The organism is Pseudomonas cannabina (assembly GCF_900100365.1).
GTDB classification, from domain to species: Bacteria; Pseudomonadota; Gammaproteobacteria; order Pseudomonadales; family Pseudomonadaceae; genus Aquipseudomonas; species Aquipseudomonas cannabina.
In genome coordinates, this window is sequence record NZ_FNKU01000001.1 from 303988 (window position 1) to 319293 (window position 15306).

Genomic DNA, 15306 nt, shown 5'->3' on the forward strand with positions numbered 1-15306 from the left:
CTGTATGAATCGAGTCTTTGGCCGACCAGGCAAAAAAACCTTCGCTCTGCTGCTGGGTAGCGCATTTCTGATGGCCAATGCAGCGCTGGCGTCAGACCCGGCCTCGCCGATATCGGTGGTGGACAACGATGCCCGCTTCACCCGGCTGATTGCACCCGGTGCCAAAGCGCAGGTACTTACCGCCGATGCACAGTGGGCGGAAGGTCCACTCTGTCTCGCTGACGGGCGACTGATCTGGAGCGATGTAAAGGCGAACAAGGTCATGAGCTGGAAAGAGGGTGAGGGCGTTACCCCCTGGCTCGACCCTGCCCATTACCAGAATGGTCATGCACGGGATGCCGAAGGGCGCGTCATTGCCGCGTCCCATGGCGAACGGGCAATTGTGCGTCGGGAGGCAGACGGTCAGTGGCGCACGCTGGTCGACACGTACCAGGGCAAGCGCCTGAACAGTCCGAACGATGTTGTCGTCGATGACAGCGGCAACATCTGGTTCAGTGATCCGACCTTCGGCGTGCTGAACAAGGCGGAGAGTTACGGAGGCAAGCCAGAGCAGGGCGGTGAGTACCTTTATCGCTACGACCCGAAGCGTAACGAACTGACCAGGCTCGAGACGCCCAGGCTTCATTCTCCGAATGGCCTGGCCTTTTCGCCCGATCAGCGTCTGTTGTACGTCGCCGATTCGCAACTGGCCCATGACTTCAAGAACCCCAAGCTGGCGCATCGCATCATGGTCTATCAGGTGAACAATGGCGCGTTGAGCAACGGGCGGACGTTTGTCGAGGTCTCGCCGGGCATCGCAGATGGCGTCAAGGTCGATGAGCAGGGCAATGTCTGGAGCAGCAGCAAAGAGGGCATTCAGGTGTTTTCTGCCAAGGGTGAGCTGTTGGGCAAGCTGCTGATTGCTGCGAAAGACACCGGCAACCTGACGTTCTGTTCGACAGGTTCGCAGCCGTGGGTGTACATCACGGCGGCGAACAAAGTGCTGAGAATACCGGCACTGGTCAAAGGCGCCCGGCCCTGATCACGGCACGCGGGAGGTTGGCGAGGCGATGCGGCGCGCCAGCCGGGTGATCAGCTCGCACGTTCTACCCGGTTGCGCCCCAGGCGCTTGGCTTGATAAAGCGCCTTGTCCGCGCGCTGAATGAGGCTGGCGGCGGTCTCCCCTGACTCAAGTTCCGCGACGCCCAGAGAGATGGTGATGGAGCCGGTTTCGGTCAGTTCCAGACTGGCAACACCCCTGCGCAAACGTTCGGCCAGTTCGGCAGCCTGATTCAACGAGCTGTCGGCCACCAGTACCAGAAACTCTTCGCCTCCCCAGCGGGCTGGGACATCGAACATTCGGACCTGGTGTTTAAGGATGTCGGCGACGCTTTTCAACACGCTGTCGCCGGCGGGGTGTCCGTAGAGGTCATTGACCTGCTTGAAATGGTCGATGTCGCAAATGATCAGGCTGAAGGGCGTCCCGACACCCGCGTCGTGTTGATCAGACGCTCCAGCGTATGTTCGGCCGCGCGGCGATTGTCCAGGCCGGTCAGCGGGTCGCTGTGGGCAAACTCCAGCAGTTGCTGTTCGCGTCCCATGCGGGTGGTGACGTCCGGGCTGATGCTCACGTAATGAGTGATTTTCCCTTCCAGATCACGGAGCGGAGAGATGCTGTGTTCTGCGTAGAAAAGAGAGCCGTCCTTGCGCTTGTTGATGAACGTGGTGCGAAACGGCTCGCCGCTCGCCAGCGTCTCGTTGAACTGCGCGTAGAAGGCCTCATCGTGTTTGCCCGAGCGCAGCATCCCCGGGTTTTGGCCGACAATCTCGGTCGCGCTGTACCCGGTAATGTTCTGGAAGGCTTCGTTGACAAATACGGTGACGGAATTGCGGTCGGTGATGATGATCGGATCGAGCGCCGCGTTCAGTGCCTGGGCCAGCAGGTACTGTTCGCGTTCGGCGCGAATGCGCGGGCTGATGTTCTGCTGGACGGAAACGAAATTGCACACGACGCCCGCTTCATCGCGCACTGGGGAAATCTTCCACTCGACGACATACGGGCTTCCGTCTGCGCGGTAATTGATCGTCGACCCTTCGAAGAAAAGACGTTCGCTCAGGCAGCGGCGCATTCGCTCGATGATCTGCGGGTCGGTCTCCGGCCCCTGCAGAATCCTTGGCGATACGCCAATCAGATCCTCTGCGGCATAACCGGTCATCGCGCAAAACGCCGGATTGACGTAGACAATGAACGGCCCGCCCCCGGTCATTTCGGCATCGGTGATCAATACGGCATTGAATGACTGCTCGACAACTGCTTCAAGCAAGGCCAGACGCTGACTGGATGAGGTCATCTGATTTCCCGTCGAGTGATCCTGTGATTGACCGCAGCTCTGATCAGACAGTGTATGACGCAATGCCTTGATAATAGCGGGGGCTGCCGTTTGGACCGCGTGCCCTGAACACTCGTTGCCTTCGCACTATACCCACATAGCCTATGCGGTGCATCTTCACCGAACGGGCCGTGATTGCGGCCTGAACGGGCGTTTCAGTTTGAAAATCCGGGCGGCAAAACCTGCGTTGAATCCATATTTATTCGCGACGTCATGGCGCATTCCGGTATCGTCTGAAAATATTGAAACCAATTATTTCTATTTCCAGGCCGGTGCTCGCGATGGGCGCCCGCACTTAACCATACGACAGGGGACCTGAATTGGATTTATCGTCTGCTGCCTGGGTGTTTCACGACACCCGGCTGATCATCTGCTGCCTGATTGCCATTGCCACGATCATCGTGTTGATCAGCGCGACCAGGCTTCCGCCTTTTCTGTCGATTCTGGTCGGTACGTTCATTGCCGGGATAGGCGCAGGTTTGCCGGCAGAGTCGGTTGCAAAAGCCTTCAGCAAAGGCGCCGGGAGCATTCTCGGTGAAGCGGGGATCATTATTGCGCTGGGCGCGATGCTCGGAGCGTTGATGGCGGAGTCCGGCGCTGCGGATCGCATTGCGTCTACCTTGCTCAAACTGGGCAAAGGCAAGAGTCTGCCGTGGATCATGGCGCTGGTCGCGATGGTCATCGGCCTGCCGCTGTTCTTCGAAGTCGGTCTGGTGCTGATGGTGCCGATTATCTTCGTCATGGCGCGTCAGTCCGGGCAGCCGCTGCTGAAAATCGCCATTCCGGCACTGGCGGGCATGACCACCCTGCACGCGCTGATGCCGCCCCATCCCGGACCGCTGATCGCCGTCAGTGCGCTGCACGCGGATCTGGGGCTGACCATGCTGCTGGGGCTGTGCATCGCAGTGCCCGCGGTGATTCTCGCCGGCCCCCTGTATGGCAACTGGTTGTCCGGGCGCATGCACATCGAACAGCCTGCCGAACTGGGCGAGTTGTTCAGCGCCAAGCCTGAAGCCAGCCGTCAGCCAGGGTTCGGCGTATCGTTGCTGATCATCCTGCTGCCGGTGATTCTCATGCTCGGCAGCACCCTGGCCAAGGTCGCCCTGGAAACCGAAAGCAGTGTTGCGCTGACTTTGAAGTTTCTCGGCGAGCCGCTGGTGGCCCTGGGCATCGCAGTATTGGCGGCAACCGTTTGCCTGGGCTGGGCCAATGGCTTGTCTCGCGAGCATGTTGGCGCAATGCTGCGTAAAAGCCTGGCACCGATTGCCGTGCTGTTGCTGACCATCGGCGCAGGTGGCGGTCTGAAACAGACGCTGCTGGATGCCGGGGTCAGCCAGACCATCAGCAAAGTGGCGGAAGGCGCGCACATGCCTTATCTGTTGCTCGCCTGGCTGATTGCCGTGGCCCTGCGCCAGGCCACCGGTTCAGCCACCGTGGCGACGACTACGACGGCGGGTATTCTCGCGCCCATGATGGCCGGTCTGGCGCCGGTGCAAGCGTCGCTGATTGCGCTGGTGATCGGTGCCGGCTCGGTGTTCTTCTGCCACGTCAACGACGCCGGCTTCTGGATGGTCCGCGAATACTTCGGTCTGCAGCTGAAACAGACGCTCTGGGTGTGGTCGGTGTTGCAGACCATCGTCTCGCTGGTCGGGCTGATCGGCACATCACTGTTGTGGCACTGGTTGACGTGAAATGCAGCGGGTCACTCAGACACTGCATTCGGCAGCCGATCTGATAATGCGCAACAGCGCCTCTGATCGCATCGGCCTGTTCAACAGATAACCCTGAAAATAGGGGCAGCCCATTTTCCGCAGGCGATTGTATTGTTCTGCCGTTTCGACGCCTTCTGCCGTTATGTCCAGATTGAGTGCTCGCCCCAGGGACAGGATGCTGCTGACAATGGCTTCGCTGCGTTCATACGTCATCATTCTGGACACGAACGATCGATCGATCTTCACCGCATCGATCGGGTAGCGGTCGATGTAGCCGAGCGAGCTGTAACCGGTGCCGAAGTCATCGAGTGCCACGCGCACGCCAAGCTGTCTGATCTGGCGGAGAATCTCGGCGATCGCATCGGGCTGATAGAGAAAAACCGATTCGGTGACTTCGATCTGAAGTTGCGTCGCAGGCAGACAGGTGGATGCAATTATCCGGGTCACCTGTTCGACGAAGCCGGGGTGACTCAGCTCTTTTCCGGACACGTTGACACTGAGCCTCAGGTCCAGATGAGAGAACGCCTTTCGCCACGCCTGCACTTCACTGCAGGACCTGTGCATGACCCAGGCACCCAGCTCATGAATGATCCCCAGGTCTTCGGCAATCGGGATGAACGCCTCGGGGGAAATAATGCCCATGGATGCATGGTCCCAGCGCACCAGCGCCTCGACCCCGACCAGATGTTCACTGGAGCCGCTGTAGATCGGCTGATAAAAGACCAGGAAGTCTTTGTCTTCCAGTGCCTGACGCAACGCGTTCTGAATGACCAGCGTATCGATCGCTGCTTCGCGCATCGACGCATTGAAGATGCTCCAGCGTCCTCGGCCCTGTTTTTTTGCGGAGTACATCGCAACATCCGCATCACGCAGCAGCTCTTCGGGTTTTGTATGGCTTTCCCCCGCAGTAACGATGCCGATGCTGCACGAGATGAAAATATCCTGCCCTTCAATCTGCAATGCCGTGTGTAATTGACTGACGATGCGTTCAGCCATCTTTACCGCAGTGTCCGGTTGATCCTTGCCCATCAACAGTATCGCAAACTCGTCACCACCGATTCGCGCCAGCACGTCATTCGAACGGACGCACATCTGCAATCTGTTCGCCACGCCCTTGAGCAGTTGGTCGCCAGCCAGATGACCCATGCTGTCATTGACGACCTTGAACCCGTCCAGATCCAGAAACAGCACCGTTGCCCGCTCGTACCGAGGGTCAAGGGTCTCGAATGCCCTGGTCAGTTCGTTCATGAGATACGCACGATTGTGCAGCGACGTCAGCTCATCGTGAAAAGCAACATAGGCCAGTTCTTCGGAAATGCGCTCGCGCTCTTCCAGCCGGCTCTGTAGCGCGAGTTTTTCTTCCCTCTCCTGACGCGCCCGCTGGGTCAACTGCTGAGACTCTTTGCGCTCGGTAATATCGCGCTGCACGGACACCCAATGGGTAAACCAGCCTTTTTCGTTGGCCACCGGCACGATGCTCAATTCGACCCAGAACTGGCTGCCGTCCTTGCGGGTGTTGAGCAGCTCGACTTCAACCGGTCTCCAGTGCGTGAGCGCCTCGCGAATGACATCCAGCGTTTCGCGGCTGGTGTCCTCGCATTGAAGTATTCGCGGTGTACGGCCAATGACTTCGTCTTCAGTGAAGCCGGTGATCGCCAGAAACGCCGGGTTGCAATAAACGATGCGCGGGCCCGGCAGATCGATCGGCTCCGCGTCAGTGATAAGAATCGCGTCATTGGCATTGATGACAACCGACTCGAGCAAGCGCAGGCGTTCGAACGAGCCCACCAGCGGGTTACTCGCTTCGTGCTCACGCTCGGGCTGCAAATGAGTGCGCATTAGGGCGGCCTGGGCCTGCAACGCGTATCGTTGCGCAGGGCTCAACCCGCTCTGGGGACTGCTGTTGCTCAGCAACATGGCGCCGAGCAATTCATGCCGGAAGCCGCGAATGGCGACGTAGATCAACGTGCGCCCACCGGCGCTCTTGTCGATTGCACTCGCCGGGCTGTCCTGACCGACAAGCACCACATCGCCGTAGGATGAAACCATCCTCAACCATGTTTCATCCGCTTCAGGGCAACTCGAACCGAAGCGGGCAATCGGCTCCCAGGCGGTCGCGCTGTAGACCATCAGCACACCGGCGGTACACGAGGCAGAACGACCAGCGGCCTGCAATACCTTGGTAACTTCTTCATTATTCGTCGGTATGACGTGGTCGTGCTCATAGCCCTGAGGGGTCATCAATCGCTGTTCCTGAATGGTGTGCATGAAAGGTCTGGCTCGTGTGCAGCAGAGCGTCAGTCGTGGACCCGTTCCGTGGACCTCTTCCAACTGCGCGGAGAGATGGTCTGATTGATTCAGCTGTTTGCTGTGTGCTTTTCCTGCGGGCCTGACGCTTTACTCGACATCTCGTCGATGCAAAGACTTGCCCACGTCGCCTGGCGGTCAATCGTTCGCGGCGTTTGCAGTCATGGTTTGCGGTGTTATGAGCTGAAAGCGAGTTGATAACTAAGTGCCATTACGCGCTAATGGTTACGACAGGGTGGGTTTGGAAAGGTTGCATGGGATCAAATCTATCCAGACGAGTTGGCGGCATGGGTCTCGACTGATGCGTTACTGGATAAGATTCTTGGTTTTCTTCTCCTTACGAGTGGCCGGGGTGAGGGAAAGAATGGAGCTTCTGCTGTAGGGCGTGGGAGTTCAGGAGGTTACGACGGCTGCGATGGGCTGCGAAGCGGCCCTGAAACAGGAACCTTGGTTTTGCCTGATGTACCGCATATACCATTTTGCTGCCGGTTCCCGGCAGTTCGCGGACAAGTCCGCTCCCACACAAGCGAAGCGACGCCCGGTCCGCTCCTGCCGCCACCCGGGTTTTCGGACAAGCCCACAGAGCGGCTTCTGCCGTAGGCGTAGGAGCTTCAGGAAGTTACGACGGCTGCGATGGGCTGCGAAGCGGCCCTGAGATTTGCCCGGCCCGGCCGCGTGTAGACTTGCGCTCACGCATTGGTCTGTCCTCCGTGAAGTTGAACTGTGGAGCGTCAAACCTTCAAGCCTCATGCCGCCGTCGCGCATCGGTGAGCATGGAGATCGTCAGTTTGCGCACTTCCAGTTTGCTGATTTCCACGTGTGAGCGTAACAGCAATAACGCCTCATCCCGTTTGCGCGCCTGCAGCGCGTTGAGGATGGCGGCGTGTTCGAGGTAGGTGTGTTCGATGCGGGCGCTTTTGAAGAAGTCCAGCCTGCGTACAATGCGGATGCGTTCGGTGACTTCCTGGTGAACCCGGGCCATTTCCAGGTTGCCTGAGGCCGCCACCAATTGCGTGTGAAACTGTTCATCGAGGTCGGCAACGATTTGCATGTCGACCTGCCTGCGCTCGGGAGCAATCAGCCAGTGTTCGCGCAGGATATCGAGTTCCGGATGCACGTCGGAGGAGGCGCAGATGCGTTCGATCGCTGCGCATTCAAGCACGATGCGCAGGTCGTAGAGTTGATCGATCTGGTTGAAATCCAGCGGTCTGACTGACCAGCCGCGCCGGAACTCTACATCCAGATAGCCTTCGCGTTGCAGGCGATAGAGCGCATCACGTATCGGGGTTCGCGAGACTTGATAACGATCTGCCAGCTGGGTTTCGGTAAACCGGTCGTAAGGCAGCAGATAAAAGTCGAAAATCTCCTGCTTGAGCCGGCGATAGACGTCTTCTGCCAGCGCGTTGGTGGTGTTCGGGGGATTCAAGGGCGTGGCTCCAGGCTGCTCAGGTCAATGCTGACATGTGCGGCAACGACTTTCCAGCCGCCCTCGAGGCGAGCCCAGGTCTGCATTTGTCGTCCCAGACGTTGAGTCACGCCATCGTGGAATTCGGTACTGACGGTGGCGAAGTCTTCGCCAAAGGTGCTGATCACGGTACGCAACAACGTGCGGCCCGGTCCGACCGGCTGACACTGGCGTCGATAGCGCGCAATGGTGTCGGCGCCGTGCAGGTTCTCCGCGACGCCGTAGCGAACGGTCTGTTCGGAATTCCAGAAGTAGGCGTCCAGCGTGGCCAGTTCATTGGCCAGCAGGGCGCGTTCGTAGTCGTTGAAGGCGTGGGTCACTTCGGCGACCACATGCGGCAGGTTGATGTCCATCAGTGTGTGCTCCTGGTTTGCAACGCTTGCTCCAGATCCGCCAGTGCAGCAACCCGCCCGACAATCGCACCTTGCGCGGTGATCATGTCCAGCGTGGCCTGTTTGAATGCGGGGAAATAGCTTTCGGTGGCGTCTTCGAGCAGCAGGCAGCGATAACCCCGGTCATTGGCCTCGCGCATGCTGGTCTGCACGCAGACTTCAGTGGTGACGCCAGCAAAAATCAGGTGAATGATGCCCGCTTCGGCAAGCAGGGCGTGCAGATCGGTGGCGAAAAACATACCTTTGCCGGGCTTGTCGATGATCCATTCGCCGGCAATGGGCGTCAGCGCATCGATGATCTGATTGCCGGGCTCGCCGCGAACCAGAATGCGCCCCATCGGCCCCGGATCGCCGATGCGCAGCCCCGGTGAACCGTGCTCAAGTTTGGCTTGCGGGCAATCGGACAGGTCCGGGTGGTGGGATTCCCGGGTGTGGATCACGGTGATGCCCTGATCGCGCACCAGCGTCAGCAACCGGTGTACGACGGGCACGATGGCTTGCAGCGGCGCGACATCGTTGCCCAGCGCGGCGCCGAACCCGCCGGGTTCCAGAAAATCGCGCTGCATGTCGATGATCACCACCGCTGTGCGCGAGGGCTCGAAGAGGAAAGGGGAAGGGCGCGCCGGCAGGCTGATCATGCCAACACCTCGGAATACTGTTCGGCACCGGCCATGTGCCGACCCAGCTCGGTGCGGTCGGCGGTCGCAGCGGGGGTTGCAAAAACCAGCTCGCCGTCGTGAATGACCACAATGCGATCCGCCAGGCTCAGCAGTTCGTCGAGGTCTTCACTGAGCAGCAGAACCGCTGTGCCGTTGTTGCGCGCGTCGATCAGACGTTGGTGGATCAGCGCCACACTGGCGAAGTCCAGGCCGAACACCGGGTTGGCGACAATCAGTACGGCGACGTCACGAGTCAGTTCGCGGGCCAGCACGGCGCGCTGCACGTTGCCGCCCGACAAGGTGCCGATCGGCCGGTTCGGATCGTTGGGCGAAACCTGAAACTGCTCGATCAGTGTTTTGGCCTGCGCGCCGATGGCACGACGATCAAGGCGCCAGCCCTGACGGCACAAGGGCGGCTGGTCGAAGTTGCGCAGGGCCAGGTTGTCAGCGACGCTGAAACCGCCAATACAGGCATTGCGCAAGGGTTCTTCCGGCAGACTGAACACCCGCAAGCGCTGCATCTGTTCGCGCCGGGCGTGGTAAGGCTGGCCGTCGACCGCGATTTTTCCCGCACTGAACGGTCGCTGGCCGAGCAGCGCTTCGGTGATTTCGCGTTGTCCGTTGCCGGAGATGCCCGCAATCCCGACAATTTCCCCCGGTTGCACCGCCAGCGAAAGGTTTTTTACCGCCAGCGTGCCCTTGTCGCCCGGCACGCCCAGGTTTTCTACCTGCAATTGCGGCGCGCTGGCCGCCGATAGCGGGCGCTCAGTGCTCACGCTACGCAGCTGCGCTTCGCCCATCATCCAGGCGGCCATTTGCTGAGTGCTGGTGTCAGCCACGGCTGCGCTGCCGACCCAGCGGCCTTTGCGCAACACCGTGACGTCGTCGGCGTAGGTGCTGACCTCGCGAAATTTGTGGGTGATCATCAGCACGGTCAATTCGCCACGGTGCGCCATGGCCTGCATCAGGCCCAGCACTTCATCGGCTTCTTGCGGCGTGAGCACCGAGGTGGGTTCGTCGAGAATGACCAGCCGACGCTGCAGATACAGCTGTTTGAGGATTTCCAGTTTTTGCTTTTCACCGGCGGCCAGGCTGCTGACCGGCCGGTGGATGTCGAGCCGTAAGGGCATGTTTGCCATGAACGCTTCGAGGCGCTCGTGCTCGGCAGCCCAGTTGATCCGCCACGGCAGATCACCTCGCGACAGCACCAGGTTTTCCGCGACACTCAGGCCCGGCGCGACGGTGAAGTGCTGATAGACCATGCCGATCTGCAACTGATGCGAATCGCGTGGGGTGCGAATCGCACGCTCGCGGTTGTCGATCAGAATGCTGCCTGATTGCAGCGGGCTGTAGCCAATGATGCCTTTGATCAGCGTGCTTTTACCCGCGCCGTTTTCGCCGAGCAGGGCGTGGACGGTGCCAGCGCGCACCTTGAACGACACTTCATCCAGCGCGCGAAACGCACCGAAATGTTTGCTGACACCAATGGTTTCCAGGCTCGAGGCGCGCATGTTCATGCCTCCAGCAGATCGCGAAGCAGCGAAGAATGGCTGACAGCGCCGAACACGCCGCCCTGCATCTTGACCATGCTCAGCGCCGCTGCGTGATTGCCTGGATCGGTTGCGCCGCAGCAGTCTTCTAGCAGCAGGCACTCAAAGCCGCGGTCGTTGGCTTCGCGCATTGTGGTGTGCACACAGACGTCGGTGGTGATGCCGGTCAGGATCAGGTTATCGATGCCGCGCGTGCGCAGGATCAGCTCCAGATCGGTGGCGCAGAACGAGCCTTTGCCGGGTTTGTCGATGATGATTTCGCCGGGCAGCGGGGCCAGCTCGTCGATGATTTCCCAGCCCGGTTCGCCGCGCACCAGAATCTTGCCGCACGGGCCGGGATCGCCGATCCCCGCGCCGATGCGCTGCGAGCGCCAGCGTTTGTTGGCCGGCAGGTCGCTGAGGTCCGGGCGATGGCCCTCGCGGGTATGAATGATGGTAAAGCCGAGCGGGCGCATAACGGCCAGCAGCGCCTTGATCGGTTCGATGGGCGCGCGGGTCAGCGCCAGGTCGTAGCCCATGCTGTCCACATAGCCGCCGACGCCGCAAAAGTCGGTCTGCATGTCGATCACGATCAACGCCGTGTTGTGTGCATGCAACTGGCCGTTCCAGGGCCAGGGGTAGGGCGCCGAATCAACGTGGCGTTCGCTCATGGCGTTTACTCCTTCCAACTGCTGGGCGTGGGCTTGAATTCGCGCTCGGGCGCGGCGAAACCGCATGAGCTGCCGTCGGTGTGCAGCACGTCCTTCTCCCAGGGCAGACGGTACTGGCCAGCGGTCAGGTCGTGCATGTACGTGTAAGGGCAATCGCGCGCGCCGCCCTTGACCGCCACATAACCGCGATGGCCGAACTGATAGATGTTGTTCTCGACACCCCAGTGCACACGTGCTTCGCGGACCAGATCGGGGCGCAGTTCGCAGCAGACGATTTCGTCGGCGCGGCCACCGCCTTCGGCCATGATCGTGCCGTCGAAATCGACGAACATGGCTTCGCCCATGGAATCGAACGTGCCATCGGAGCCGCACATGCACACGCTGGCGGTCTGCATCAGGTTGGTGAAGGCGTTGCTCTGGTTGGTGATTTTCCACGAATGGCGGATCGGCGCGGTGTAACCGGCGGTGCGCAGCATGATGTCGGCACCTTTGTAGGCGCACTCGCGGGCCATTTCCGGAAACATGCCATCGTGGCAGATGATCAGCGCCAGCTTGCTGCCGCGCGGCCCGTCGCACACCGGAATGCCCAGATCGCCAGGCTCCCAGGGCTCGACCGGCACCCACGGATGCAGCTTGCGGTAGTACAGACGAATCTCGCCGAGGTCATCGACGATCAGGCCGCTGTTGAACGGGTTGCCGTGCGGGTTGGCTTCCATGATCGAGAAGCAGCCCCAGATACGGTGCTCCTTGCACGCCTCGCGTAGCGCCACGACTTCCGGCCCGTCCAGACTGCACATGATCTCCGGTGCGGTGCTCATCGACAGGCCATGCAGGGAGTATTCGGGAAACACGATCAGGTCCATGCCCGGATTGCTGCGCCGCGCCTTGGCGACCATGCCGACCACTTTCTGCGTTTGCGCCCACAACGCCTCGCGGGTGTGGGGATCGGGCAGCGCCAGTTGCGCCAGGCCGATCACCACGCCGTTGGGCGACTTGTTCAAACCACCAATACCACTGGCCATGTCATGCCTCCTCGAAAAGATCAGTTCATCGCGTCAGGCTGAGTTCGCCCGGCGCGCCGTTCAACGTGCGGCCACGGCGGCAAGTGGCGTACATCACCACCAGCGTCAGGGCATAGGGCGCGGCTGCAAACAGGTAGTAACCGGCGCTGATGCCCACCGCCTGAAGCGCCGGGCCGATGGCGCCAGCGGCACCGAACAGCAGCGAGGCCCAGAGACAGGTCAACGGGCGCCAGCGGGCGAAAATCACCAGTGCAACGGCCATCAGGCCCTGGCCGCTGGACAAGCCTTCATTCCAGCTGCCGGGGTAATAAAGCGACAGGTAGGCCCCGCCGATCCCCGCCAGCCCGCCGCCGACAGCGGTGGTCACGATGCGCACCGTCAGGGGTTTATAGCCCAGCGCCTGGGCGGTTTCGGCATGGTCGCCGACCAGCCGCAGCATCAGCCCCCAACGGGTGGTGCGCAGCCCCCAATGCAGGACGAACGCCAGGGCTGCGCCGACGAAGAACAGCACGTTGATGTTCAGCGCCGAACGCACGCGTTCCTCGTCGCTCCAGGCTCCCAGGGCCAGCGAAGGCAGCATCGGTGCTTGCGGCTGGATAAAGGCCTTACCGAGAAAAAACGCCAGCCCGGTGCCAAGCAGAATCAGCGCGATGCCGAACGCGATGTCGTTGACCCGCGGCAGCGAGCAGGCCAGGCCGTGCAACAGACCGAGCAGAATTCCGACCCCGGCGGCCGCGCCGACGCCCAGCCAGGCTGAGCCACTCAGGCACGCCACGGCATAGCCGGACATCGCCCCGGCAACCAGAATGCCTTCCAGCCCGAGGTTGATGCGCCCGCTTTTCTCGGTCAGGCACTCGCCTAGACTGACGAACAGAAACGGCGTGCCGACGCGGATCGCGCCGGCCAGCAGCGCGAGCAGAAAGGTGCCCAGGTCGATATCAGCCATGGTGTATCGCTCCTTTATCATCGACTGGCGCAAGCGGCGTCGTCAGCCTGATTTTCCAGGCGGCGATGCGTCCGCCCAAGGCCTCCCAGAGCAGCAGGTTAGTGAACAGCAGTCCTTCCAGAATCAGCGTGGTCGCATCTGGCAGACCGAGCCGCCGTTGCAGCAGTCCGCCGCTGGCTTCCAGCCCGCCAAGCAAAATGGCGCAGACGATAATCGCCAGCGGATGATGGCGAGCGGCGAAGGCAACGAGAATGCCGCTGGTGCCGTAGCCCGCTATCAGTGCGGCATTTGCGCTGCCTTGCACCGCCGTGACCTCGAACATGCCGGCCAGACCTGCCGCCGCGCCGCCGAGCAGGCAACTGAGCAGGATCAGGCGGTCCACCGGCAAGCCGATCATCAGGGCGGTGCGCACATTGCCGCCGACCACCGCGAGGGCAAAGCCCTTGACGCTGTGGCGCACCAGCACATACGCCAGCAGACAGGCGACGACGCCCGCCACCAGCCCCCAATGCACTTCAAAACCGTCACTGAGGGTGCCGACCAGATAGGCATCGTCCAGCGGCGGAGTAGAGGGTTTGTTCAGGCTGGCCGGATCGCGCAACGGCCCTTCCACCAGTTGCCTGAACAGCGCCAGCGCGATGTAGGAAAGCAGCAGGCTGCTGATGGTCTCGTTGACCCCACGGCGCTGGCGCATCCAGCCGCTCAGGCCGATCCACAGTGCGCCCACGGTCATGGCCGCCAGCGCCATACCGCCCAGCATCACTGCGGCAGGCAGGTGGCCCAGCCATAACGGCGTCACGGCCGCCGCCAGCCCGCCGAGCACCAGCGCACCTTCGCCGCCGATGATGATCAGCCCGGCGCGAGCAGGCAGGGCCACGCACAGCGCGGTCAACATCAGTGGTGCGGCGCGTTGCAAGGTGTTTTCCAGCGCGAACCACGAGCCGAACGCGCCTTCGCCGACCAGTTGCAGCGCCTGCCAGGCGGGCTTGCCCTGAACCGCCAGAAACAGCCCGAACAGCACGCACGAGGAAAACACCGCCAGCAGCGTAGGCAGCCCCGGCAATAGTGCGCTGGCGAAACGGCGCAGACCCATGGATGAACTCATGAACGTTCCTCAGAGCTGGCCAAGCACGCCTTCGACCAGATAATTCATGCTCTCCAGGGCAATGTCGGTCTGGGTTTGCGCCACGCCATCGGCAATCACCACAGCGCCTTTATTGTCCTTGAGCGGGCCTTTGAAAATCACGAACTGACCTGCGAGCATCCGGGCTTTGATGGCATCCGCCTGTTGCTTCGCGGCTGCGGTGACGGCGGGGCCGTAGGCAGACGTCTTGACGAAGCCTTCCTTGAGCCCGCCGCGCAGGAAGTTGATCATCGGCGCGCCGCTCTGGGCTGCCGCGACGTGCGCGCGATACGGTGTTTCCCAATTCCATTCGGCCCCGGTCAGGTAGCCTTTGGGCGCCAGCGCCGCCTGGCTGGCGTGATAGCCGCAGGTCATGACGCCGCGCTTCTCGGCAGTCTCGACAATCACTTTCGGCCCATCGACATGGCAGGTCAGCACATCACAGCCTTGATCGATCAGGCCGTTGGCGGCTTCGGCTTCCTTGACCGGCAACGACCAGTCGCCAGTGAAAATCACCGTGGTGACGATGCTCGGGTCTACCGAGCGCGCACCCATGGCAAAGGCATTGAGGTTGCGTAGCACTTGCGGCACGGGTTTGGCGGCCACAAACCCGAGTTTTTTGCTCTTGCTCATGTGCCCGGCGATCACGCCGTTGAGGTATTGCGCCTCGTCGATGTAACCGAAAAAGCTGCCTGCGTTCATCGGGTCCTTACCTTGCTGCCAGAGGCCGCCGCAGTGCGCGAAACGCACGTCCGGGTACTTCTTGGCGACCTTGACTACATGCGGTTCGAAGTAGCCGAACGAGGTCGGGAAAATCAGTGTGGCGCCGTCCTGACGGATCATGGCTTCCATGGTCTTCTGCACGGCAACGGTTTCCGGGACGTTTTCTTCTTCGATGACTTTGACGTTGGGCAGCGTCTTGATGATGGCGGCAGCCTGGGCGTGGGCCTGGTTGTAACCAAAGTCGTCGCGAGCCCCGACGTAGATAAAACCCACCACCAGCGGTGCGTCGGCCGAGTAGGCGCGACCAAAAGGCAGCGCCGCGCTCAGGCCGATAATGCCCGCCAACTTGATGAAACTGCGACGATCAACGTTCGACATGGTGCTACCC

The 15306-nt window shown here is 61.1% G+C and carries 12 protein-coding genes and 1 pseudogene; 2 read left to right on the top strand and 11 right to left on the bottom strand.

Annotation, left to right across the window (positions count from 1 at the left end):
- Positions 1–4: 4 nt before the first annotated feature.
- The gene (locus tag BLT55_RS01455) at positions 5–1021 is read left to right on the top strand and encodes an SMP-30/gluconolactonase/LRE family protein (protein ID WP_054999607.1); all 1017 of its coding nucleotides are present in this window, start codon (positions 5–7) and stop codon (positions 1019–1021) included.
- 50 nt (positions 1022–1071) lie between these two features.
- On the opposite strand, the pseudogene BLT55_RS01460 reads toward BLT55_RS01455, so the two are convergent.
- A pseudogene (locus BLT55_RS01460) lies at positions 1072–2330 on the bottom strand (sensor domain-containing diguanylate cyclase).
- 359 nt (positions 2331–2689) lie between these two features.
- On the opposite strand from BLT55_RS01460, the gene BLT55_RS01465 reads away from it, so the two are divergent.
- Positions 2690–4060: a GntT/GntP/DsdX family permease gene (locus tag BLT55_RS01465; RefSeq protein ID WP_054999606.1), complete on the top strand. Its 1371-nt coding sequence runs from the start codon at positions 2690–2692 to the stop codon at positions 4058–4060.
- A gap of 15 nt (positions 4061–4075) precedes the next feature.
- Here BLT55_RS01465 and BLT55_RS01470 read toward each other — a convergent pair whose 3' ends face one another.
- From BLT55_RS01470 to BLT55_RS01515, 10 genes are all read right to left on the bottom strand, one after another.
- The gene (locus tag BLT55_RS01470; protein WP_054999605.1) at positions 4076–6322 is read right to left on the bottom strand and encodes a putative bifunctional diguanylate cyclase/phosphodiesterase; all 2247 of its coding nucleotides are present in this window, start codon (positions 6320–6322) and stop codon (positions 4076–4078) included.
- Positions 6323–7127: 805 nt separating this feature from the next.
- Positions 7128–7814: a GntR family transcriptional regulator gene (locus BLT55_RS01475; RefSeq protein WP_054999489.1), complete on the bottom strand. Its 687-nt coding sequence runs from the start codon at positions 7812–7814 to the stop codon at positions 7128–7130.
- Positions 7811–8206, bottom strand: a complete 396-nt coding sequence (gene hpxZ, locus BLT55_RS01480; RefSeq protein WP_054087476.1) for an oxalurate catabolism protein HpxZ — start codon at positions 8204–8206, stop codon at positions 7811–7813. Before hpxZ ends, BLT55_RS01475 begins: the two co-directional genes overlap by 4 nt.
- Positions 8206–8883 (bottom strand): cysteine hydrolase family protein, encoded by a 678-nt coding sequence (locus BLT55_RS01485; RefSeq protein ID WP_007248437.1) that lies wholly within the window; start codon positions 8881–8883, stop codon positions 8206–8208. The genes hpxZ and BLT55_RS01485 overlap by 1 nt, the downstream gene beginning before the upstream one ends.
- Positions 8880–10415 (bottom strand): ABC transporter ATP-binding protein, encoded by a 1536-nt coding sequence (locus BLT55_RS01490; RefSeq protein ID WP_054999488.1) that lies wholly within the window; start codon positions 10413–10415, stop codon positions 8880–8882. The genes BLT55_RS01485 and BLT55_RS01490 overlap by 4 nt, the downstream gene beginning before the upstream one ends.
- A 2-nt stretch (positions 10416–10417) precedes the next feature.
- The gene (gene biuH, locus BLT55_RS01495) at positions 10418–11104 is read right to left on the bottom strand and encodes a biuret amidohydrolase (RefSeq protein ID WP_054999487.1); all 687 of its coding nucleotides are present in this window, start codon (positions 11102–11104) and stop codon (positions 10418–10420) included.
- A gap of 5 nt (positions 11105–11109) precedes the next feature.
- On the bottom strand, positions 11110–12126 hold the full coding sequence (locus BLT55_RS01500) for a formamidase (RefSeq protein WP_054999486.1): 1017 nt from the start codon (positions 12124–12126) through the stop codon (positions 11110–11112).
- Positions 12127–12151: 25 nt separating this feature from the next.
- Positions 12152–13072, bottom strand: a complete 921-nt coding sequence (locus BLT55_RS01505; RefSeq protein WP_054999485.1) for an ABC transporter permease — start codon at positions 13070–13072, stop codon at positions 12152–12154.
- Entirely contained in the window at positions 13065–14177 is a 1113-nt protein-coding gene (locus tag BLT55_RS01510; protein ID WP_054999484.1) for an ABC transporter permease, read from the bottom strand. The genes BLT55_RS01505 and BLT55_RS01510 overlap by 8 nt, the downstream gene beginning before the upstream one ends.
- 9 nt (positions 14178–14186) lie before the next feature.
- The gene (locus tag BLT55_RS01515; protein WP_054999483.1) at positions 14187–15296 is read right to left on the bottom strand and encodes a BMP family ABC transporter substrate-binding protein; all 1110 of its coding nucleotides are present in this window, start codon (positions 15294–15296) and stop codon (positions 14187–14189) included.
- Between the last annotated feature and the right edge of the window lie 10 nt (positions 15297–15306).